General features: G+C 63.1%; 18 protein-coding genes and 2 riboswitches. Of the genes, 10 read left to right on the forward strand and 8 right to left on the reverse strand.

The features are described from left to right. The first annotated feature begins 20 nt into the window (after positions 1-20). From tolB to pal, 4 genes are all read left to right on the forward strand, one after another. Positions 21-1,352 (forward strand): Tol-Pal system beta propeller repeat protein TolB, encoded by a 1,332-nt coding sequence (gene tolB / locus ACVWVY_RS11225; protein ID WP_456632171.1) that lies wholly within the window; start codon positions 21-23, stop codon positions 1,350-1,352. A gap of 179 nt (positions 1,353-1,531) precedes the next feature. Beyond that, on the forward strand, positions 1,532-3,862 hold the full coding sequence (locus tag ACVWVY_RS11230) for a putative bifunctional diguanylate cyclase/phosphodiesterase (RefSeq protein WP_456626434.1): 2,331 nt from the start codon (positions 1,532-1,534) through the stop codon (positions 3,860-3,862). A 124-nt stretch (positions 3,863-3,986) separates the two neighbouring features. Next, on the forward strand, positions 3,987-4,727 hold the full coding sequence (locus ACVWVY_RS11235; RefSeq protein WP_456626435.1) for an N-acyl amino acid synthase FeeM domain-containing protein: 741 nt from the start codon (positions 3,987-3,989) through the stop codon (positions 4,725-4,727). Between the two features lie 311 nt (positions 4,728-5,038). Beyond that, positions 5,039-5,530 (forward strand): peptidoglycan-associated lipoprotein Pal, encoded by a 492-nt coding sequence (gene pal, locus ACVWVY_RS11240; protein ID WP_456626436.1) that lies wholly within the window; start codon positions 5,039-5,041, stop codon positions 5,528-5,530. Positions 5,531-5,650: 120 nt separating this feature from the next. Here pal and ACVWVY_RS11245 read toward each other — a convergent pair whose 3' ends face one another. Further along, a complete protein-coding gene (locus ACVWVY_RS11245; RefSeq protein ID WP_456626437.1) occupies positions 5,651-6,520 on the reverse strand; it encodes an alpha/beta fold hydrolase in 870 nt (289 codons plus the stop codon). Between the two features lie 180 nt (positions 6,521-6,700). Between ACVWVY_RS11245 and ybgF the strand changes: the two genes are divergently transcribed. The 5 genes from ybgF (at position 6,701) to ACVWVY_RS11270 (ending at position 13,091) form a co-directional block, all read left to right on the forward strand. Further along, a complete protein-coding gene (ybgF, locus tag ACVWVY_RS11250) occupies positions 6,701-7,849 on the forward strand; it encodes a tol-pal system protein YbgF (RefSeq protein ID WP_456626438.1) in 1,149 nt (382 codons plus the stop codon). A gap of 50 nt (positions 7,850-7,899) precedes the next feature. After that, positions 7,900-8,934 (forward strand): tRNA lysidine(34) synthetase TilS, encoded by a 1,035-nt coding sequence (gene tilS, locus ACVWVY_RS11255; RefSeq protein WP_456626439.1) that lies wholly within the window; start codon positions 7,900-7,902, stop codon positions 8,932-8,934. A gap of 268 nt (positions 8,935-9,202) precedes the next feature. Then, positions 9,203-11,125 (forward strand): ATP-dependent zinc metalloprotease FtsH, encoded by a 1,923-nt coding sequence (ftsH, locus tag ACVWVY_RS11260; protein ID WP_456626440.1) that lies wholly within the window; start codon positions 9,203-9,205, stop codon positions 11,123-11,125. Between the two features lie 82 nt (positions 11,126-11,207). Next, the gene (locus tag ACVWVY_RS11265) at positions 11,208-11,729 is read left to right on the forward strand and encodes a DUF2867 domain-containing protein (protein ID WP_456626441.1); all 522 of its coding nucleotides are present in this window, start codon (positions 11,208-11,210) and stop codon (positions 11,727-11,729) included. Between the two features lie 156 nt (positions 11,730-11,885). Continuing rightward, positions 11,886-13,091, forward strand: a complete 1,206-nt coding sequence (locus tag ACVWVY_RS11270; RefSeq protein ID WP_456626442.1) for an ABC transporter substrate-binding protein — start codon at positions 11,886-11,888, stop codon at positions 13,089-13,091. Here the strand turns inward: ACVWVY_RS11270 and ACVWVY_RS11275 are convergent. From ACVWVY_RS11275 to ACVWVY_RS11305, 7 genes are all read right to left on the reverse strand, one after another. Further along, a complete protein-coding gene (locus ACVWVY_RS11275) occupies positions 13,088-14,158 on the reverse strand; it encodes a Rieske 2Fe-2S domain-containing protein (RefSeq protein WP_456626443.1) in 1,071 nt (356 codons plus the stop codon). The two genes, ACVWVY_RS11270 and ACVWVY_RS11275, sit on opposite strands and share 4 nt — an antisense overlap. 7 nt (positions 14,159-14,165) lie before the next feature. Then, complete coding sequence (locus tag ACVWVY_RS11280; protein ID WP_426532419.1) at positions 14,166-14,363, reverse strand: hypothetical protein; 198 nt, start codon at positions 14,361-14,363, stop codon at positions 14,166-14,168. Between the two features lie 55 nt (positions 14,364-14,418). Next, entirely contained in the window at positions 14,419-16,764 is a 2,346-nt protein-coding gene (gene metE, locus ACVWVY_RS11285; protein WP_456626444.1) for a 5-methyltetrahydropteroyltriglutamate--homocysteine S-methyltransferase, read from the reverse strand. Positions 16,765-16,875: 111 nt separating this feature from the next. After that, positions 16,876-17,077, reverse strand: a riboswitch (cobalamin riboswitch). Positions 17,078-17,161: 84 nt separating this feature from the next. After that, positions 17,162-18,085: a methylisocitrate lyase gene (gene prpB / locus ACVWVY_RS11290; protein ID WP_456626445.1), complete on the reverse strand. Its 924-nt coding sequence runs from the start codon at positions 18,083-18,085 to the stop codon at positions 17,162-17,164. Positions 18,086-18,095: 10 nt separating this feature from the next. Further along, entirely contained in the window at positions 18,096-19,268 is a 1,173-nt protein-coding gene (prpC, locus tag ACVWVY_RS11295) for a bifunctional 2-methylcitrate synthase/citrate synthase (RefSeq protein ID WP_456626446.1), read from the reverse strand. Between the two features lie 9 nt (positions 19,269-19,277). Further along, positions 19,278-20,831: an MmgE/PrpD family protein gene (locus ACVWVY_RS11300; protein ID WP_456626447.1), complete on the reverse strand. Its 1,554-nt coding sequence runs from the start codon at positions 20,829-20,831 to the stop codon at positions 19,278-19,280. Then, positions 20,828-21,259 carry an acyl-CoA thioesterase gene (locus ACVWVY_RS11305; protein ID WP_456626448.1) on the reverse strand — a complete coding sequence of 144 codons (432 nt, stop codon included), beginning with the start codon at positions 21,257-21,259 and terminating at the stop codon, positions 20,828-20,830. Before ACVWVY_RS11305 ends, ACVWVY_RS11300 begins: the two co-directional genes overlap by 4 nt. Positions 21,260-21,393: 134 nt before the next feature. Between ACVWVY_RS11305 and ACVWVY_RS11310 the strand changes: the two genes are divergently transcribed. Continuing rightward, on the forward strand, positions 21,394-22,815 hold the full coding sequence (locus ACVWVY_RS11310; protein WP_456626449.1) for a short-chain fatty acyl-CoA regulator family protein: 1,422 nt from the start codon (positions 21,394-21,396) through the stop codon (positions 22,813-22,815). A gap of 148 nt (positions 22,816-22,963) precedes the next feature. Then, a riboswitch (cobalamin riboswitch) is annotated at positions 22,964-23,180 on the forward strand. Positions 23,181-23,250: the final 70 nt, after the last annotated feature.

Consider the following 23,250-nt stretch of genomic DNA (forward strand, 5'->3'; position numbering starts at 1 on the left):
ACAAAGATGGATTGCCGAACATGCTGTATCGCCCGAGCCGCCGCCAGGTCATTGCCGGAATGGCTGCGCTTGGCGCGGTCACCGGCGGTCGCAATGCCCTCGCGCAGGCACCGAAGAAAATTGTCATTCCCGAAGGCGAGTTCGTTCCGCTTCCGATCGCGATCCCGAATTTCGTCGCGGGCACGCCGGGCGATGCCGAGGTCGGCGTCGGTGTGACGCAGGTCATCACCAACAACCTCAAGCGCAGTGGGCTGTTCGCGCCGATCGATCAGGCCGCCTATATCGAGCGCATCACCAATCCCGACCTCCCGCCGACATTTCAGAGCTGGAAGCAGATCAGCGCGCAGTTTCTGGTGACCGGCCGCATGACGCGGCAGGGCGACGGTCGGCTGAAAGCGGAATTCCGCCTCTGGGACGTCAACCAAGCCCAGCAGATGGCCGGTCAGCAATACCAGACCTCGCCGGAATACTGGCGGCGGATTGCCCACATCATCTCCGACCAGATCTACGAACGCGCGACCAGCGAGAAGGGCTATTTCGACAGCCGCGTCGTGTTCGTCGACGAGACCGGGTCCAAGGAGCGCCGCGTCAAGCGGCTCGCGCTGATGGATCAGGACGGCGCCAATGTCAGATATCTGACCAAGGGCGCCGATCTGGTGCTGACGCCGCGATTCTCGCCGTCGACGCAAGAGATCACCTATATGGAATTCGGCCAGGGCGATCCGCGCGTCTATCTGTACAACGTCGAGACCGGGCAGCGCGAGATCGTCGGTAACTTCCCCGGCATGTCGTTCTCGCCGCGGTTCTCGCCGGACGGCCAGCGTATCATCATGAGCCTGCAGCAGGGCGGCAACTCGAACCTGTTCGTGATGGACCTGCGTTCGAAATCGACGACGCGGCTGACCGATACGCCGGCGATCGACACCTCGCCGTCCTATTCGCCGGACGGCAGCCGCATCTGTTTCGAATCCGATCGCGGCGGCAAGCCACAGATCTACGTGATGGCGGCCACCGGGGGAGGGGCGCAGCGCATCTCATTCGGCGAGGGCAGCTATTCGACGCCGGTCTGGTCGCCGCGCGGCGACTACATCGCCTTCACCAAGCAGGGCGGCGGGCAGTTTGCGATCGGCATCATGAAGACCGACGGTTCGGGCGAACGCATCCTCACCTCGGGGTTTCACAATGAGGGGCCGACCTTTGCGCCGAACGGCCGCGTCGTGATGTTCTTCCGCGAACCCGGCGGCAGCGGCGGGCCTTCCTTGTTCACCGTGGATATCTCAGGTCGCAACGAATTGCGGGTACCAACGCCTGGTTTTGCGTCCGATCCGGCGTGGTCGCCGCTGCTGTCTTGATGGAACCCGGTCGGTGCGGAAGCCCTTGTTAATAGGTAAACATTGCCTAGCCCCCTGATTTTTCAAGAAAATTTTTCGCGTCCCGAATAAAAGCAACGTCTCGGTAACGATGTTCCCTCAGAAAGGCTTCATCTGGGAAGGGTAGAACTACGTACCCTAACAGGATGCTTGCCCCCAAGATGCAACTCGCCAACCAGAGCGGAGAGTCCGATCAGAAGATGTCGCCGTCGATTTACGCGGCGCTGATCGATTCGCTATTCACCGATCCTGGTCCGATGTTTGCGGGTGCGCTATGCGCCGGCGTCGCCGCAATCATGACAGCGCTGAAGACCGGCAATGCGCTGCTGTGGCCGTGCGTCGCGCTGCTCGTCGTCACCGGTGCATTGCGCGCGCTCGACACGCGTCAGTACAAGAAAGTTCGGTCCAGCCTGACGGCCGACGATGTCGTGCGTTGGGAAGTGCGCTACCAGTTCGGCGCCATGCTCTATGCCGCAGCCCTCGGGCTGTGGTGCCTGGTCACGCTGACCGGCAGCGACGATGCCGTCGCCCACATGATCGCGACCTCGGTCACGCTCTGCTACGTGGCCGCCGGCGGCGGCCGCACCTACGGCCGGCCCTGGATCTTTCATGTGCAGATGCTGCTGGCCTGCGGCCCGCTGACCGCGGCGCTGGCCGCCGATGGCAGCCCGTTCTACATCGGCATGGCCCTGCTGAACGTACTGTTTTTCTTCTCCCTGAAGCACATCTCGACCAGCCTGCAGAAAATTTTCGTCCACGCCCTGATTGCGCGCGAGCGCGAGGCGGCGCTTGCCAGCCAGTTCGACACGGCGCTCAACAACATGCCGCATGGCCTGGCGATGTTTCGCGCCGACGGCCGCCTCGCGGTCATGAATAATCGCTTCAGCAAGATGATGAACCTGTCCGAAGACTTCGTGCAGCGTGGCGCCGACGTATCGGACATCTGCGCGGCCTGCGTCGCAGCCGGAACGATGTCGGAGGCGAGCGCGCGGCTCATTCTGCAGGAAGTCAAGCACTCCCGCGCCAGCGACATCATCACGACCGATCCGGACTTCACCAAGAACCGGTCGCTGTCCTGGACGTTCCAGCCGATGGCTGGCGGCGGCACGGTGATGCTGGTGGAGGACATCACCGAGCGCAAGGATGCGGAAGCCAGGATCAGCCATCTGGCGCGCTATGACGAACTCACCGAGCTGCCAAACCGGGTCAACTTCCGCGACGAGATCGGACATCTTCTGGCGGCCCAGCAGGGCGCTGAACAATTGTCGGCGCTGCTGTTCATCGACCTTGACCAGTTCAAGCAGGTCAACGACACGCTCGGCCATCCCTGCGGTGACCAGTTGCTGTGCGCGGTGGCCGGACGGTTGCGCGAGATGCTGCGGCCCGAAGATTTCGTGGCACGGTTCGGCGGCGACGAGTTCGTGGTGTTCCAGCAGAACATCCATTCTCCCGACGACGCCGCCGGTCTCGCCCGGCGCATCGTCGATCGCCTGAGCGAACGTTACAAGATCGACAGTCATCTGGTCGAGATCGGCGCCAGCATCGGCATCGCCATGACCTCTCGCGGCGTCAGCGCCGATACGCTGTTGAAGAACGCCGACATGGCGCTGTACCGCGCCAAGGCCGACGGCCGCGGCACCTTCTGCTTCTTCCGGGACGAGATGGCGCAGGTCGTCGAATCCCGCCGCATCCTCGAACTCGACCTGCGCAAGGCGCTGGCCAATGAGGAATTCGAGCTGTTCTTCCAGCCGCTGGTCAATCTCAAATCGGGGCGAATATCCACCTGCGAAGCGCTGTTGCGCTGGAATCATCCGGTTCGCGGCACGGTTTCGCCGACCGATATCATTCCGGTCGCCGAGGACATGGGCCTGATCGTCGATCTCGGCCGCTGGATTTTGCGCAAGGCCTGCATGGAATGCATGAAATGGCCCGAAGGCGTCAGCGTCGCGGTCAACTTCTCGCCGCAGCAATTCCATCAGCGCGACGTGCTGAGCGAGGTCCGCTACGCGCTCGAGGTCTCCGGCCTGCCGGCGAACCGGCTCGAAATCGAAATCACCGAATCCTCGCTGCTGCGGAACACGCAGCTGACGCACGATGTGCTGTCGCAATTGCATTCGCTCGGCGTGCGGATCTCGCTCGACGACTTCGGCACCGGCTATTCCAGCCTCTCTTATCTGCACAACTTTCCATTGCAGAAGGTCAAGATAGACCGCTCCTTCCTGGAAGGGATCGACAGCGACCGTCCGCTGACGCTGCTGCGCGGCGTGGCGCGGCTGTCGGCCGATCTCGGAATGTCAGTGGTGGTGGAGGGCATCGAGACCAATGAGCAGCTCGAGCTGATCAGCGCCGATGGTGCGGTAACCGAGGCGCAGGGCTATCTGTTCAGCCCGCCGGTGCCCGCGGTGCGGGTTCGCCAGTTGCTGAATGCCTCGCATGGCCGCCGTCAGCCGGAGGGACAGCTGGTCCCGCTTTCCTCGCGGTCCATCGCCTGATTCCCGTGAAAATACGGGGGCTTGCTCTTAACCCTAAGATTGTGATCCCTTTGCACGGCCGTTAAGAAGATGTTAATCTTTTGGCGTGCCCGCGGAAGTTGTCTGGCGGAGCTGGGAGTAATGAATGAGATCCGCCGCTCAAGTAACCGCGTTATTTCCTGAACGAAGCTCGGACCCCCTCGAATTCGTCGATTACCGCCTCGCAGAGACTGCCGAGGAGAAGGACGAGATCTACCGTCTGAGATACCGTGCTTACCTGCGCGAGGGCGCGATCCTGCCGTCCGAGTCCCAGCGCGTCACCGATCGATACGATGACGAGCCGAACAATTTCATCTTCGGCGTCTACTATCGTGACGAGCTCTACAGCTCGATCCGCATCAGCGTTCTCCAGGGCCAATGGCGCGGGTCACCATCGTCAGAAATGTTTGCCGATCTTCTGCACCCCGAGCTGGATCGCGGCAAAACCATCATCGATCCCACGCGGTTTGTCGCCGATCCCGACAAGGCCAGGGTGTTCCCCGAACTGCCTTACGTCACGGTGCGGCTCGGTTACGTCGCCTGCGGCCAGTTCAATGCCGATATCGGACTTGCCAACGTTCGGCCCGAGCACCGGGCTTTCTATCGCAAGGTATTTCTGCAGACACCGCTGGGCGAGCCGAAATTATTTCCCGGCCTGATCAAGCCGGTCGGGTTGATGGCCGCCAACTATCGCGAGATTCGCGACCGGGTCTTCCAGCGCTTCCCGTTCATGCGTTCGAGCGCTTTCGAGCGCCGGATGTTGTTCCAGCGCTCGGGCGAGCGTCATGCGTCCCCGCGCGAGGTCGTCACCCCCTTCGAGCGCGCCTCGATCGTCTTGAGTTCCTGATTCGGCTAACCGCGGCGGCTCCACGCCCCAGCCTCCCGCGCCCTGGGCATTCCATTGCCACGGCGCGACATTCGTCCGCGGGCGCGCTTTTGCCTCCGACAACGCCCCAAACCTGGTGATTTGGGCAGGCGCATACTTGCCTTCACCCTCGCGCCACATTTACATACCATTAACTATCGCGTTTGCTTTTCACGGTTTGTCGGCATTTGACCGGGTCTGGCAAGGTTCCATCAAGGTTGACGGAACGTTCGCTTAACCATCGACCTGTAGACCGGATAACAGTCGAAAAACGTGAGCGCGGAGGCTCCGGAATGAAATATCAGATGCGTATCCTCCAGGGATGGAAGCTGGCAGCCTTGGTCGCTGTGGCGCTGTCGATGGGCGCCTGCGCCAAGAACAACGTCGGCGCTGATGGCGCGATGGCGAGCGCGGCGACCCCGGGCAGCCAGCAGGATTTCGTGGTCAATGTCGGCGACCGCGTGTTCTTCGAGAGCGACCAGACCGAGCTGAGCCCGCAAGCGATCGCCACGCTGGAGAAGCAGGCGCAGTGGCTGCAGACCTACAACCGCTATTCCTTCACCATCGAAGGCCATGCCGACGAGCGCGGCACCCGCGAATACAACATCGCGCTCGGCGCACGCCGTGCCCAGTCGGTGCGCAGCTATCTCGCCTCGCGCGGGATCGACGCGAACCGCATGCGCACCATCTCCTATGGCAAGGAGCGTCCGGTGGCGGTCTGTAACGACATCTCCTGCTGGTCGCAGAACCGCCGCGCCGTCACGGTGTTGAACGCCGGCGCCTGAGCCTTCGGACTTTCGCAGAGCTTCAAAACCGGCGTCTTCAGACGCCGGTTTAACTGCACTTTATGCTTGTAGTCCAGCTGGATGCACGCGTTTGTTAACGAAACTGAACAACAAGTTAATCTAGCGCTTCAGGATGAATTCCCGAAGCAGCGCCATCGCCCGTTCAGGCGCATCGGGCACTACGCCGTGTCCGCAATCCGCGAAGCGTTCGAACTGCACGAGGTTCGGCGGCAGCGCGGCAGCGATATCAGCCTGGCTTTCGATCGGGTGCATCGGATCGTCTTCACCCCCGATCACCAGGGTCGGACACCGGATCCGGTCAAACTCTGGGAACATGTTGAACGTGTTGCTCTCGCCGCCCGGCCTGGTGAACCACTGCGCCACCTCCGGCCGGTTGACGGCGCGCCGCGCCATATCGGGATCGCGCGGGGTGCGGAAGTAAAGCGGCATGGCCAGCTGCCGCCACGCGTCGCGTGAGGCCTGGTCCGGATGGCCGTGAAACTCCAGGAAGCGGCGGCGCGCCAGCGCGCCTACTTCCGGACCTCCGAAGCGCTCGAACAGTTCCACGCGCCGATCCGGATATGACCCGCCACGGGCTTCGGTGCTGATCACGATCAGCTTTGAAGGGTGATCCGGGTGCCTCGTGGCATAGGCCAATGCGACCATGCCGCCGAACGACGCGCCGAGCACGATCGGATTCGCGATGCCGAGCGCGTCACAGAACGCGCGCACGTCATCACCCCACTGCGCCAGATTCCAGCACTCCGTGGGACCATCCTCGCTGCGGCCGTTGCCGCGATGGTCGAGGTAGACGATTTGCGCGATATCGGCCAAGGCGGAGTAGGCGGGCCGGTAGATCGAATGGTCGGCGCCGGGGCCGCCATGCAGCATCAGCAGCACCGGCTTTTCCCGCATCACTGGGCCGTCCGGGACCAGCTTGGTGCCCTCGACGTCGAAGAACAGCCGCACCCCGTTCACGGATACGTGCATGAGCGGATCTCCATCGATTTGTGAACGGTCCGCCGGGCCGGCGGCTTGTCTTGAAGCAGATACTAAACCATACCGGAACTCAGCGAACCGAATCGGAAATGCCAGTCACAATTCTGGCGCACTCCCTATCTCAATAGTGTTCTGCTTTCGTTTGACACGCGATTTCGTCGTCAGGGCAAAATGTCATCTAAATTTCTCAATGCCACCGGCGCCGCGGCGATTGCCGTGACGCTCGCTTTGTCTGTGCAAACCTCGTCCGCACAGATCACGTTCCCGTGGGAGCGTTCACAGCAAAGCGCCCCGCAAGGCCAGGTGCAGTCCGACGACGCCGACCTGGAAATGCGGATCCAGCGGTTGGAAAATCAGCTTCGGCAACTCACCGGCCAGAACGAGGAGTTGCAATTCCGTAACCGCCAGCTCGAGGACCGGCTGCGCCAGCTCGGCGCCGCGCCGCCGGCGGCGGGAGGCCAGCCGCCGATGGCGCAGCCCAACGTGGCCGCGGCTCCGCCCGCGGTTCAGCCCGCGCCGCCGCAGGCACAGCAAGGCTATCCGCAGCAAGGCTATCCGCAGCAAGGTAATCGCCAGCCGCAGGGTTACCCGCAGGCACAGCCTGGCTACGACCAGCAGCAACCGCAGATTGCCTCACCCGCGCCCATCGTGCAGGAACAGGCGGCCCCGGCGGCCGGCGGCCGGCGCCGCGGCGATGCCTTCGACCCGAACCAGAATCCCAACGCTCCGGGCGCGCCGCGCGCACTCGGTGGCGGCCAGATGCCGATGTCGAACGAAGCGGCGGCCGGCGCGCCGGGCGGGCGCGGTCCGGGCGAACCACTCAATCTCGGCGGTCCGCGCGATCCCGGTGGCGCCTTGCCGCCGCCCGCTGCAGCACCGCCACCGCGCGGCCCGGGGCCCGGCGCCAGCGCCGCGCTGACCACGTTGCCGCCTGGCGCCACGTCGAAGGACGAATTCGATCTCGGCATCGGCTACATGCAGCGCAAGGATTATGCGCTGGCCGAAGAGACGATGAAGAATTTCGCACAAAAACATCCGAGCGATCCGCTGATCGGGGATTCGCAATACTGGCTCGGGGAAAGTTACTTCCAGCGCCAGCAGTATCGCGACGCTGCCGAGGCGTTCCTCGGCGTTACAACCAAGTTCGACAAATCGGGCAAGGCGCCCGACGCGCTGCTGCGGCTAGGCCAGTCGCTGGCGGCGCTTAAGGAAAAGGAAGCCGCCTGCGCCGCGCTCGGCGAGGTGACGCGGAAATATCCGCGCGCGTCGGCCGGCGTCAAAGCCGCCGTCGATCGTGAGCAGAAGCGGGTTAAGTGCTAAAGCGGAAGCCGGTCGAGGCCGCCACCGGTCTCCGATAGACTGGCAATGCCATGGCTGACGACGACCACGCGCCGATCTCGGTTCCGCAAGCGAAGGATCTGTTCGCGCATTGGAAGGCCGCGCCCGCACTGGTGCTGGCGGTGTCGGGCGGTCCCGATTCCCTTGCCCTGATGTGGCTTGCCGCCCGCTGGCGCCGTGCGCTTTCGCGCGGGCCGCGATTGATCGCCGTCACCGTCGACCACGGCTTGCGGCCCGAGGCCGCGCGCGAGGCGCGCGATGTCAAGCGTCTCGCAGAGACACTCGATGTGCCCCATCGCACACTGCGCTGGACCGGGACCAAGCCGAAGACCGGCTTGCCGGCCGCGGCTCGCGCCGCGCGCTATCACTTGCTGGCCAAGGCCGCGCGGGCGAGCGGCGCCACGCACATCCTCACCGCGCATACCCGCGACGACCAGGCCGAGACGCTGTTGATGCGGATACTGCGGGGCAGCGGCATCGCCGGTCTCGCCGCGATGGCGCGCGAGACCGAGCGTGAGGGCGTGTGGCTGGCGCGGCCGTTGCTCGACGTTCCGAAATCCCGGCTCGTGGCGACACTGGGCAGGGCGAAGATCGCCTTTGCCGACGATCCGACCAATCGCGACGTGAGCTTCACGCGGCCGCGGCTGCGCGCGCTGATGCCTGCGCTGGTCGAGGAGGGCGGCGATAGCCGCAACCTGGCGCGGCTGGCAACGCGGCTGGCGCGGGCGAATGCCGCGGTTGAAGTGCTGGCCGACGGCGCCGAGCGCTATCTCGCCTTGCGAGATCGCGATGATGCCTCGCGCTTCGGATTCGATGCTGGTGCATTTGCCGGTCTGCCCGAGGAAATCCGGCTTAGGCTGCTCAAGCGCGCGATCGACCGGGCCGGTCACGAGGGGCCTGCGGAACTTGGCAAGGTCGAGGCGCTGCTGGAGGTGCTGGACCGGGCCATTGCGAATGGCGAGAGGCAGACAAGGCTGAAACAGACGCTGGCCGGGGCGGCGATCAGCCTGACGAAGGGGCGAATTCACATCGATCCAGCACCGCCACGGAGGGGCAATCGGGCGTGAGAGGCGTCCACATACCGCAATATCCGGATATATCGGCGCCAAGAGCCTTAACCACCTCGGAAAAACCTCGGTTTTCGCGTCATTTTTTGACCGGGAATCGCGTTAAGATGCGTTAAATAGTCCCGTGTGGTTCCCTTGGCATTGACCCGGGCGCCACCTAGATTGGGGTGCAGTGGACCGGGGATTCTCGCCACGCTATCCAAGGAATACTTTAGGGTTTCCGCCAAGGACATAGGGCCGCGATCCGCGCGACCACGAAGGAAGATCGATGAACGCCAATCTGCGCAACTTCGCCCTCTGGGTCATCATTGTTTTGCTGCTGTTGGCATTGTTCACGCTTTTCCAGAATCCCGGTCAGCGCACGTCCTCGCAGGACATCTCGTTTTCCCAGCTGTTGAGCGAGGTCGACCAGAACCGCGTGCGCGACGTCGTGATCCAGGGGCCGGATATCCACGGCACCTTCACCAACGGCTCCTCGTTCCAGACCTATGCGCCGAACGATCCGACGCTGGTAAAGCGCCTCTATGACGGCAAGGTCTCGATCACCGCCAAGCCGCCCGGCGACAACGTGCCGTGGTTCGTCTCGCTGCTGGTCTCCTGGCTGCCCTTCATCGCGCTGATCGGCGTGTGGATCTTCCTGTCGCGCCAGATGCAGGGCGGCGCCGGCAAGGCGATGGGCTTCGGCAAGTCGCGCGCCAAGATGCTGACGGAGGCCCATGGCCGCGTCACCTTCGAGGACGTCGCGGGTGTCGACGAAGCCAAGCAGGACCTGCAGGAGATCGTCGAATTCCTGCGCGACCCCGGCAAATTCCAGCGCCTCGGTGGACGGATTCCGCGCGGCGTGCTGCTGGTCGGCCCTCCCGGCACCGGTAAGACCCTGATCGCGCGTGCGGTCGCGGGCGAAGCCAACGTGCCGTTCTTCACGATATCGGGTTCGGACTTCGTCGAAATGTTCGTCGGCGTTGGTGCTTCCCGCGTCCGTGACATGTTCGAGCAGGCCAAGAAGAACGCGCCCTGCATCATCTTCATCGACGAAATCGATGCGGTCGGCCGTCATCGCGGCGCCGGCCTCGGCGGTGGCAATGACGAGCGCGAACAGACCCTCAACCAGTTGCTGGTCGAGATGGACGGCTTCGAGGCCAATGAAGGCGTGATCCTGATCGCGGCGACCAACCGTCCCGACGTGCTCGATCCCGCGCTGCTGCGTCCCGGCCGTTTCGACCGCCAGGTGGTGGTGCCGAACCCGGATGTCGTTGGCCGCGAGCAGATCCTGAAAGTTCACGTCCGCAAGGTGCCGCTGGCGCCGGATATCAACCTCAAGACCATCGCGCGCGGCACGCCGGGCTTCTCCGGCGCCGACCTGATGAACCTCGTCAACGAGGCTGCCTTGACCGCCGCCCGTCGCAACAAGCGGATGGTGACGCAGGCCGAGTTCGAGGAAGCCAAAGACAAGGTGATGATGGGCGCCGAGCGCAAGTCGCTCGTCATGACCGAGGAAGAGAAGCTGCTGACGGCCTATCACGAGGGCGGCCACGCCATCGTCGGCCTCAACGTCGTCGCGACCGATCCGATCCACAAGGCCACGATCATTCCGCGTGGCCGGGCGCTCGGCATGGTGATGCAGCTGCCCGAGCGCGACAAGCTGTCGATGTCGCTCGAGCAGATGACGTCGCGGCTGGCGATCATGATGGGCGGCCGTGTCGCGGAAGAACTGATCTTCGGCAAGGAGAAGGTGACCTCCGGCGCCTCTTCCGATATCGAGCAGGCAACGCGACTGGCGCGCATGATGGTCACGCGCTGGGGTCTGTCCGAAGCCCTTGGCACCGTGTCCTACGGCGAAAACCAGGACGAGGTGTTCCTCGGCATGTCGGTTTCCCGCACCCAGAACGCGTCGGAAGCCACGGTTCAGAAGATTGACACCGAGATCCGGCGCTTTGTCGAAGAGGGCTACAACGAAGCCACGCGCATCCTCACCGAGAAGCGCCAGGACCTCGAAACGCTGGCGAAGGGCCTGCTCGAGTTCGAGACGCTGAGCGGCGACGAGATTCAGGACCTGCTCAACGGCAAGAAGCCCAACCGTGAGTCGGTGCTTGAGCCGAGCACGCCGCGCGCTTCCGCCGTGCCGCCGGCCGGCAAGCCGCGCCCGCGTCCCGATCCGGACCCGGGCCTGGAGCCGCAGCCGCAGGCGTAAGCTGGGTTGTTATCTGACTGAGTTAGGAACGGGCGCATCAGCGCCCGTTCTGTTATGGACGTCCGCTTGACGGGGGATCGGCATGCACGTGGTCGAATGCGAGCTTCCGCCCACGAGCGCGCTTGGCAAGGACGCGATCAGTAAAGCCTATTTCCATGATTCATACCGCGTGCCGCTGACGCGTCCGGGGCTGACAATCGTCGAAATCTTTTTTGCGCTGTTCGGCCATACGCCGCGCTGGATGAAGGCGTTGTTGATCACCCGCAATGCCATAGTCAGATGCTTCGGACTGGAAGTGCCGACCGCCGCCGAAATTCTCAAGCCTGCGGTGCGCGCGAACTACGGCGTTGGCGACAAGATCGGTCCGTGGCCGATTTTCTTCATTGGTGACGATGAGATTGTCGCGGGCCGCAACAACAAGCATCTCGACTTCAGGCTCTCGGTGCTCCGGCTGGTGGATGGCGACGCGGAGAGCGTCGTCGTTTCGACGATTTGCTCAGTGCATAACCTCTCCGGCAAAATCTATCTGTTCCTTATCGTGCCGTTCCACCGGACCGGCGTTCAGTCGCTGCTGGCCAATGCGGTGGCGGCGAAACGGCTATGACTGGCGGCCGAGACCGCTGATCCCTTGCGTCCGAACCACCATGATTAGGGTTGGCGTCCGTCGGGGCGTCATGGCATGTTTCCGCAGGCCGGAACGAAATACCGGCCGCTCCGCGCGCCCCTAAGCGCGGCTGACGACACAAGGGGAGGGAAGCCGATGCGTTTCGTCACGGGAGTTGGCGCGCTGGGCGCTGTCGCTTGTCTGATGCTGCCTGCCGTCTCGCCCGCAGCCGAAATGCGCGGCGTCACCGCAACCGAAATCAAGATCGGCCAGACCATGCCGTATAGCGGGCCGGTGTCGGCGTTCGGCGCGCTCGGCAAGGGCGAGGTCGGCTATTTCAAGATGGTCAATGAGCGCGGCGGCATCAATGGCCGCAAGGTCAACCTGATCTCGCTCGACGACAGCTACGCGCCGCCGAAGACGGTGGAGCAGACACGACGGCTGGTCGAAAGCGACGAGGTCGCGCTGATCTTCTCCTCGATCGGCACCGCGCATAACACCGCGATCGCGAAATATCTGCAGAGCAAGAACATCCCGCAACTGTTTCTGGCCTCCGGCGCCTCGAAATTTGCCGACATCGCGCAATTTCCGCAGGCCACCGTCGGCGTGCAGGCACCGTTCCGCTATGAGGCGCGGCTCTATGCGCGCTATGCGCTTTCGAAGAACCCGAACGCCAAATTCGCCGTCATTTCACAGAACGACGATTACGGCCGCGACTATCTGTCGGGTTTGAAGGACGTACTCGGCGACAAATACGATTCCGTCGTCACCGGCGCGACTTACGAAATATCAGACCCGACCATCGACTCCCAGATCGTGAAGCTGAAGGCCTCCGGCGCCGACGTGTTCGTGATCGCGGCTACGCCCAAGTTTGCCGCGCAATCCATCCGCAAGGCGTTCGAGATCGGCTGGCGGCCGATGACGTTCCTCTCCAATGTCGCGGTGTGGATTTCGACCGTGATGGAGCCGGCGGGCGTCGAGGCCGGCACCGGCATTCTCTCCACCGCCTATGTCAAGGATCCCGACGATCCCGCCTGGAAGGACGATGCAGGCGTCAAGGGCTGGCGGGAATTCATGACCAAATACGTCCCCGACGGCGACCAGCACGACACCAACTACGTCAACGCCTATAACAGTGCGATGGTGCTGGAGGCCGTGCTGAAGGCCTGCGGCAACGACCTGTCGACCGAGAACATTCTAAAGCAGGCGTATTCGATCACGGATCTGGAATTGCCGATGCTATTGCCCGGCATCAAGGTCAACACCTCGCCGACCGACCACGTGCCGGTTGACCAGATGCAATTCATGCGTTTCAACGGCAAGACGTGGGAGCGTTTTGGGGAATTGCAGACGGGGAACTAGCGGAGAATTGCCCGCGGGGCGGCAAGCGGCTCGCCGCATTCGCGCAAAAGTTTTCGCAGTGCGCGGATCGGCGGAAACACTTCCTGATTCCAGTCGGCGCCTTGCGCGTCATGAGCGGCCTGTTCCATCTCGACGATCTCGCAATCCTCCGCGAAGACCCGGTTGGTAAACCAGGCCAGCACCGGCCAGGCCAGGTCGAGCAGACCGGGAATTCGGGGCCTGCGCACCGACAGCACAACGAAGGTCCGGTTACAGCGCTGGGCTGCGTCGACGGGCGTGTAGCCCAGCCATACGCTGAGCACGGGCTCGTCCCCGCGCGTCCACATCCGCAAGCTTTGGTATGGATACTCGGTGCGAACCGTCATGAGATCGCGTGCCGCCTGCGCCCGGCCGCGCAAGCTGCCGACGATGACGGCCTCGCCGATCGGCGGCTTCTCGCCGGGCCGGGCGAAGCTGTAATCGACTTCCATCCAGCGCTCGCCAGCCCGGCTGCCAAGATAGCGCGGCACGACCTTGCCGGTGGTGCGGCGATGCAGGAACTGGTGGTTCATGTCCATCAGGTTCTCGTGCATGAATGTATAGTGGCAGGCGACGTGCTTGCCGAACAGCCGCGTCCTGTAGGCCGCGTCGGCCGCCGCGCCGATCCGCGCCAGCGGAGGAGCGGCAGGGGACGTGCCCGGCCACACGAAGATCAGCCCGTCGCGCTCCAAACAGGGGTAGCGGTGGACGCCGTTCGGCAGCTTGCCCTTGCCGAGATAGGGAACATCCACACAAGCGCCGGATGCGTCGTAGCGCCAACCATGATAGCCGCAGCGGATGGTGCAGCCATCGACCGTGCCTTTCGACAACGGCACCTGCCGGTGTGCGCAGCGGTCTTCCAGCGCGAAGACCTCGCCGCCCTTGGGCCGCACCAGCGCGATCGGCTCGCCCGCGAACCGTGCGGCATATGTCTGACCCGGCTTCACTTCGCGCGACCATGCCACCGGGTACCAGTGATCCGGATGCGCGCCGACCTTGCGAAGATCGAGCGATGCTTCCGACCATGCGTTATCGGGCCTCACCGTCATCGCGTTGTCACGCCTTTGCCAGCGGGCCAAGATGAAGGGCCATGATCTTTTCGGGCGTCTCGGTGACTTCGATGCGCTGGGCATCACCGCCGACGAAGGCGAGCACCGTTCGCTCGCCGTCGCGCCACATGCTGCCAACCAGTGCGATATTGATGTGCGTGGGCTGCCCTGTCTCCCACCTGGTACATTCGATCCAGAAGCGCATGTTCGACCTCGATGCCAGGCGGAGCGCGCGGCAAAGCCGCGCACTCCGGATTTGCTCAGGATGCGGCCCTCATTTCACGCGCCGCGGCGACCATGTTGACGAGAGCCGGGCGGACCTCCTCCCATTTACGGGTTTTCAGCCCGCAATCCGGATTGATCCAGAGTTGTGCATCTGTCAGCCGTTGTCGCGCCAGCGAGAGAAGCTCCGCCATCTCGCTGACCCCGGGAACGCGCGGCGAATGGATGTCATAGACGCCGGGCCCGATCTCGTTGGGGTATTTGTAGGTCTTGAAGGCGTCCAGCAGTTCCATCTTGGAGCGCGACGTTTCGATCGAAATCACGTCCGCATCCATGGCGCCGATCGCATCGATGATGTCGTTGAACTCGGAGTAGCACATATGGGTGTGGATCTGGGTTTCGTCGGCCACCCCGCTCGAACAGATGCGAAAGCTCTCGACGGCCCAGTCGAGATAGGTTTTCCATTGTGACTTCCGCAGCGGCAGGCCTTCACGCAAGGCCGCCTCGTCGATCTGGATCATTTTCGCTCCGGCCCTTTCGAGGTCGGTGACTTCGTCCCTGATCGCCAGCGCGATCTGCCGGCAGGTCTGGCTGCGTGGGATATCGTTGCGCACAAACGACCAGTTCAAAATGGTCACCGGTCCGGTGAGCATCGCCTTCATCGGCTTCTTTGTCAGGGACTGGGCGTAACGCCACCACTCGACCGTCATTGGCTCGGGACGAGAGACGTCCCCGAACAGGATCGGTGGCCTGACGTAACGTGAACCGTAGGACTGCACCCAACCGTGCCTGGTGAAGGTGAAACCTGACAGTTGCTCACCGAAATACTGCACCATATCGTTGCGTTCGAACTCGCCGTGCACAAGCACGTCGAGACCGATTTCCTCCTGCCAGCGAACGGCGTGCGCCGTCTCTTCCTTCAGGAATTGTTCGTATTGCGCGTCGCTCATCGTGCCCTTGCCGTGCGCCGCCCGCGCATTGCGAACCTCGGCGGTTTGCGGGAAAGAGCCGATCGTCGTGGTGGGGAATGCGGGCAGAGCGAACCGTGATCGCTGCACGCCGGCCCGCTTGGTGAATATGCTGTTACGTCGGCACATCGTTTCGTCGATTGCGGCCATGCGCCGGGCAACGCTCGCACTGTGAATCTTTGGCGATGTCTCGCGGGCGATGGCTGCGGCTTCCGACGCTGCCAGCGCGTCAGCGACCTTTTCGCTGTTACCGGCGAGCGCCTGGCCGAGCACGGCGAGTTCCCTGATCTTCTGCACAGAGAAAGCAAGCCAGCTTTTCACGTCAGGATCGAGATCGGCTTCCAGTTCGAGATCAATCGGAACGTGGAGCAGCGAGCATGACGGCGCGATCTGGACCCGGCTGGCTCCCAGGTCGGCAATTGCCGGCTTGAGCCGTTCAATCGAGGCAGCGAGGTTCGCCCGCCAGACGTTGCGGCCATCGATGGCCCCGAGCGAGACAATCAGATTCTTCGGTGCACGGGAGATGACGTCGTTCAGTTGGTCCGGCGCGCGAACGAGGTCGATGTGGAGGCCGGCAACAGGAAGCGCCAATGCGGTTTCCAGATTGTCGCCGAGCCCACCAAAATACGTCGTCAGCATGATTTTGAGCGAGGGCAACGCCTTTGCAAACGCCGCGTAAGCACGCTGCAGCGCCTGCCGCGCAGTATCGTTCAGATCGAGAACCAAACAGGGTTCATCGAGCTGCACCCATTCGGCGCCGCTTTTCGCGAGCTTTTCCAGAACCTCGATATAGACCGGCAACAACGCGTCGAGCAGCGACAGCGGATCGAGCGTCGGATCGGAGCTCTTGCCAAGCTTCAGGAAGGTGACCGGACCGACCAGAACCGGGCGCGTCTGATAGCCGAGGCTCCTCGCTTCCTCATACTCTTCAATAGGCTTGCGCGAAGAGAGCTTGAAGGTTTGCCCTTTGCCGAACTCCGGCACCATATAATGATAGTTGGTGTCGAACCACTTGGTCATTTCCTGTGCGGGCGCGCCATGCGACGACCCGTGTTCATGATGGGCATGCCCGCAGCTTTCGTCATGGCCGGCACCTTCTGCGCCGCGCGCCATCGCGAAATAGGTGGAAAGCGAGACCTCGCCGCCTTTCCAGCCATATACTTCCGGTATTGCGCCGACCATCACGCTGGTGTCGAGAACCTGGTCGTACATTGAAAAGTCGTTGGACGGGATAACGGTGACGCCAAGCGATTTCTGGCGCGCCCAGTTTGCGGCTCGAAGCCCGGTGGCTGTGTCGCGGAGCGCCTGCTCGCTGGATTTACCGGACCAAAAGCTTTCCAGCGCCATTTTGAGTTCGCGGCGGGGTCCGATCCGCGGCGTTCCGAGCGTTGCAACAGGAAGTGAAGAAGTAGACATGGCTTAACCCCAAAAGTTGGGGGCAAAGGCCGAAGTGACACGTCTGGATTCCGCGTACGGCGGGAAGCGCGCGCGGAATCGCAACCGCACCACCGGGACACCCCGCCCGTGGACGTGTATGTTGTCGAGGCAGGTCTCCTGGCTCACGGGTCAATGCTGCTGTCCGGCCTTCCCGAAACCAATCGTGGTCTCAGTGACTTTGTTGGACAGCGGCTCGCCGCTTACAGTTGCGGGGGCAGCTCCGGCTTCGCACCGGCTTCCCTCTTAGCTTCGGGCCGAACGAGCCCGAAGAACCACGACGGTCTCAGTTAGGATCAACGGCAATCCCGGTCAATCGAGCCCGGAGTGGGAAGCTACCCATCGCTCCCGATCGATGCCGTTGGGCCGAACATCCAAGTTACTCAGTTCTGCGGCCTCCTTCAGGAAGAATGGTTCTGACGATGGAGGCGTCCAGGGCTTCATATTCGTGAAGCCCGATAGTCTCGTAGAGTTCGGCGCGCGTCTGCATCCGGTCCAGCATCGCGTGGGTGCCACCGTCGCGCCTGATCGTGTTGAATAGATCTTGCTGCGCCTTGTTGGCAACGCGCAGCGATGACACCGGCCAAATCACCATGCGATAGCCCATGGCCTCGAACTCAGACGCGGTGAAGAACGGCGTCTTGCCGAACTCGGTCATGTTCGCCAGCAGTGGAACGCCGGGAACGCGCCTGGCGAACTCCTCGAACATCTCGCGCGAAATCATCGCTTCCGGGAAGATCGCGTCCGCTCCCGCTTCCAGATAGAGTTTTGCACGCGCTACCGCACCATCCATGCCTTCGCTCGCCGCGGCATCGGTTCTCGCGATCAGATAGAGATGACGCCGCGCCTTGGCGGCGGCGGCGACCTTGGCGGCCATGTCGCGCGCATCCGCCAGCTTCTTGTCGTTGAGATGACCGCATTTTTTCGGAAGCAGCTGGTCCTCGATGTGAACGGCCGCAGCACCGGCATCCTCGAAGGTGCGCACCATGTTCATGACATTGAGCGCTTCGCCATAGCCGGTGTCGCCATCGACCAGCAGCGGCAGGCCGCTGGCGCGTGCCACCTGGCGGATGAAGAAGGCGACTTCCTCGATCGTGATGATGCCGAGGTCCGGCAGGCCCATCGAAGCCGTCATCGCCGCGCCCGACAGATAGAGCGCGGGAAAGCCCGCGTCCCGGGCCTGCAACGCGGCCATTCCGTTGTGCGCGCCGGGCATCCGGAGAATGCCCGGTCTGTCCAGGAGATCGCGGAAGCGAACCCCGGCCGGCCTGTCGGCCGCATCAGTACCCAGGAGATATACCATTATTACGTCCTTACGCGGCGCGCGGGGCGATCGCAGCCTTGCCACGCTCCTGCAGCGGCACGAACTTCAGATTCTCCGGGCCGATGTAATTCGCGGCCGGGCGTATGATCTTGTTGTTGACGCGCTGTTCCATCACATGCGCCGCCCATCCGGATGTTCGGGAAATCACGAACAGCGGTGTGAACATCGCGGTCGGCACCCCCATCGCGTGGTAGGAGACCGCGCTGAACCAGTCGAGATTGGCGAACATCTTCTTGGCATCGGCCATCACGGCCTCGATCCGGTCGGCGATTTCGAACATCCGGGTGCTCTCGCTTTCAATGCTGAGGCGGCGCGCGACTTCCTTGATCACCTTGTTGCGCGGGTCGGCGATGGTGTAGACCGGGTGGCCGAAGCCGATCACGACTTCCCTGGCCGCGACGCGCCGGCGGATATCGGCCTCCGCTTCTTCCGTGTTGCCGTAACGTTTTTGCACTTCGAACGCGATCTCGTTGGCGCCGCCATGCTTGGGCCCGCGCAGCGCGCCGATCGCGCCGGTGATGGCGGAATAGAGGTCCGAGCCGGTGCCCGCGATCGAGCGCGCGGTGAACGTCGAGGCGTTATACTCGTGCTCGGCATAGAGGATCAGTGAGGTATGCATCGCGCGCTCGTGCGATGGCGACGGCTTCCTGCCATGGAGCAGATGCAGGAAATGCGAGCCGATCGAATCGTCGTCGGTTTCGACGTCGATCCGGCGGCCGTGGTGGGCGTAGTGGTGCCAGTAGAGCAGCATCGATCCAAGCGAGGCCATCAGCCGGTCGGCAATGTCGCGCGCGCCGGGCTGATTGTGGTCATGGGCCTCGGGAAGGATGCAGCCGAGCGCGGAGACGCCGCTCCTCAAGACGTCCATCGGATGTGCGGCGGCGGGCAGCAATTCCAGCGTCTGCAACACCGCCGAAGGTAACCCGCGCAGCGCCTTCAGCTTGGCCTTGTAGTTTTTGAGCTCGGCCAAAGTGGGCAGGCTGCCGTGAACCAGGAGATAGGCGATTTCCTCGAACTCGCAGGTTTCGGCGACATCGAGGATGTCGTAGCCGCGATAATGCAGGTCGTTTCCGGTGCGGCCGACCGTGCATAGCGCGGTGTCGCCGGCGATCACGCCTGACAGGGCGACCGATTTCTTCGGGGCGGGCTTGATGTCCGTCATCTCAATCTCCTATCGATTGCCGGCGGCGCGCTGGATCGCAACCGGGGCCGTGTCACGCCAGTCGAAGATGCCGTGCGTCGATGTCGCTCCGAGTGATTTCGGATCGACCGTGAAGGTGAGGTCGGTCAGTTCACCTGCCTTGAGCGAGGGCAATCTCTCGACCGTCGCGATGAAGCGATCCTGCTCGGCCGCGCTGATCACGCCTTCCGCCAGGTTGCGGAATTTCCGGATGTAGTCCGTCCGCCTAAACGGGCGGGCGCCGAGCGGATGTGCGTCAGCCAGCGCAATTTCGTCGCTGATGATGGAGCCGCCCTTCAGCTTCACGATCACGCGGCCGCCGAACGCTTTTTCCTTCGGATCGTGGCTGTGGTAGCGGCGGGTCCATGCGAGGTCTTCGACCGTCGAGATCTTGCGCCATAGCGCGATCGTGGTTTCGCGGCCCGCGCGCTCGGGGGCATAGGATCGCTCGTGATGCCAGCTGCCGTCTTCGAGCGCGACCGCGAAAATATACATGATCGAATGGTCGAGCGTCTCGCGGCTCGCCGTCGGGTCCATCTTCTGCGGGTCGTTGGCGCCGGTGCCGATGACATAGTGGGTGTGGTGGCTGGTGTGGATGACGATGCTTTCGATTTTCGAGAGATCGCCGATCTTCGGCCCCAGCCGGCGCGCCAGGTCGATCAGGGCCTGGCTTTGGTATTCGGCCGAATGCTCCTTGGTATAGGTGTCGAGAATGGCGCGCTTGGGTTCGCCCTTCTCCGGCAGCGGCACCGTGTATTCCGCGCTGGGGCCGCCGAGCAGCCAGGCAATAAAGCCGTCCTCGCCTTCATAGGCCGGGGACGGCGCGCCTTCGCCGCGCATCACGCGATCGACGGACTCGATCGCCATCTTGCCGGCGAAGGCCGGCGCATAGGCCTTCCAGCTTGAAATCTCGCCCTTGCGCGATTGCCGCGTGGTCGTGGTGACGTGGAGCGCCTGCTGAACGGCCTGATAGATCGTCTCGGCAGGCAAGCCGAGCAGCGCGCCGATCCCGGCGGCGGCGGACGGGCCGAGATGGGCGATGTGATCGATCTTGTGCTCGTGCAGGCAGATGCCTTTCACGAGATCGACCTGGATTTCGTAGGCCGCAGCCAGTCCGCGAACGAGGTCCGCGCCCGTCAGCCCGCAGTGCTGGGCCACAGCCAGCACCGGCGGAATGTTGTCACCGGGATGTGAATAGTCCGCGGCAAGGAACGTGTCGTGGAAATCGAGCTCGCGGACGGCGACGCCGTTGGCCCAGGCGGCCCATTCCGGTGATGTCCGCTGCGACCGTGCCAGCCCGAACACGGTTGATCCCGGCTGGTGAGGATGCGCCTCGGCTTGCGCTCGCGCGCTGGCAACGGGACGCCGCGCCACCGAGGCTGCGGCAACGGCGGCGTTGTCGATGATGCGGTTGCCCAGCATCTCCACCACGTCGCTCTCGACCGCGACGGGATCGGCAGCGACCTCGGCGATCTTCCATGCCAGTTGGCCTGCGCGCGGCAGATGATCGGCCGATTTGAACGTACGAACGCTATGCTGTTTCAAGACGCAGCTTCCTTCTGGATGGGGTCGGTCATGGTTGATTGCGTGATCGGGACCGGCCGGCCGAATTCATTCACCGCGACCATCTCGAACGTTCCGCGCACCGCGGATTTCCGTCTGCCGCTGATCAGGTCTTCGCGGATCATGTCGACCGCGACCGTCATGGAGCTGCGGCCGACGCGCACGACCTGGGCAACGAGCTCGATGAGTTCGCCGACATGGACGGGCTCGTGAAATTCGATTCTGTCCGAGGTTGCCATCACGACGCTCTGGCGCGCGTGCCGCGTCGCCGAGACGAATGCCGCCTTGCCCATCAGGCTCAGGGCATGGCCGCCGAACAGCGTGCCGTAGTGATTGGCCTGCTCCGGAAACACCATCTCCACGAACCGGGTTTCGACGGGATGGAGGTTTGGCGACGCCGCTGAGTGCATTTTCCTGCTCCGCCCGACTTGTTATTTCCTCACGACTTCGCAATATCTACAAACATGCGCTCTCGAAATGGCTGAAAAAGCATAGTCTTGCGAAGAAAAAACGGCTGATTTGCAAAGTTTGCAAAGGTGGTGCGATGAAAAAGACCTTCATGGGCGTGCGGTTGAAGAGGCTGCGGGAGGAGCAGCGCCTGACGCAGGCAGCGCTTGCTGGCAAACTCGGGATCTCCCTGAGCTATCTCAACCAGCTGGAAAACAATCAGCGGCCGCTCACCCTGCCGGTGCTGCTGGCGCTCAATTCGGTATTCGGCCTCGACGTGCAGTCGTTCGCCGAGGGCGACGAGGCGCGCTTGATCTCGGACCTTCGCGAAGCGCTCGCGGACCCTTCACTGGGTGAAACGATCGCCGTCGCTGAACTTCGCGAACTCGCGCAGAACATGCCCGCAGTCGGGCGCGCGCTGGTCAATCTCAACCGGAAATATCGTCACGCCGCCGAGCAATATGCGGCTATCTCCGCGCGGCTCGGCGAGGACCGTCAGGCCGCGGCGGCGGTGCTGCCCTCCACGCCGTTCGAGGAAGTCCGCGACTTCTTCTATCTGCAGCACAACTACATTGCCGAGCTCGACGATGCGGCGGAAGCGATCGCCAGCCGCATGGAATTGCCGATCGGGCGGATGACGCCAGGCCTGGTGTCGTATCTGGAAAGCCGGCACGGCGTGACTGTCCTGATCGATGCGATCGACGAACCCGGATCGGGAACGCAGCGCCTGTTCGATGGTCGCACCCGAACGCTACGTCTGTCGCCTGGCCTTGATCCGGGCCAGCAGGCGTTTCAGCTCGCGACGCAGATCGCCATTCTGGAACTGGACGAGGCGATCCATGCAATCGTCGACAAGGCAAAGTTGACCAGCGACGAAGCGCGCGGCCTTGCTCGGATCGGGCTTGCAAACTATTTCGCCGGTGCGCTGATTTTGCCTTACTCCGTCTTCCTCAACGAGGCGGAGCGGTGCCGTTACGACATCGAACTGCTCAGTCACCGCTTCGGCGTGGGTTTTGAAACGATCTGTCACCGGCTGAGCACCCTGCAGCGCCACAACGCGCGGGGCGTGCCGTTCTTCTTCATCCGCGTCGATCGCGCCGGAAACATATCGAAGCGCCAATCGGCGACCGATTTCCATTTTTCCCGGGTTGGCGGAACGTGTCCGCTGTGGAACGTTTATGAGGCCTTCGCCAGCCCCGGGCGTATCCTGACGCAGCTGGCAAGGATGCCCGATGAGCGAACCTATCTCTGGGTTGCCCGGACGGTGACGCACGGCCGAGGAGGCTACGGCGCGCCCGCCAAGACGTTTGCGGTCGCGCTCGGATGCGATGTTCGCCATGCGGAGCGAATCGTCTATTCGCAGGGCCTCAAGATCGATCCGTCACTGGCGACGCCGATCGGCATGGGCTGCAAGGTGTGCGAACGGCCGGATTGTCCGCAACGCGCGTTTCCACCGGTCGGCCGCGCCTTGCGAATCGACGAAACGCGGTCCCGATTCGCGCCGTATGCGACCTCATGAGCCGATGCGGCCGGGATAGCGGGGAAAAACGTCTTTCAGGCCGAGAAAGAATCAGCTTGTCGTGCTTCTCATCCACCGGTCGGATAATTTTTTTCTTGAATAGCGGGCATTGATCTTAACGGCCCATTGACACTCTCTCGCGAATACTACCACATGTAGATGTCACGGTCCGCCAGACCTCAACAGCTGGTGGCTAAGAGGGAAGCCGGTGTAACGCGCCAGCGCGCGCGAGTCCGGCGCTGCCCCCGCAACTGTAAGCAGTGAGTTGTTCCCGATTTCACGTCACTGATGCGGCCACGCATTGGGAAGACCGGGCACGACGCTGACCTGCGAGCCAGGAGACCTGCCGCGACACCGAAAAACGTCCACGGGCGGGGTGTCCGGCGGTCGCTCGCAGAATCATGCCGGTGCTTTGCGCCGGGCATCCAATGCAGC

The sequence above is a fragment of the Bradyrhizobium sp. URHC0002 genome (genome assembly GCF_054059515.1).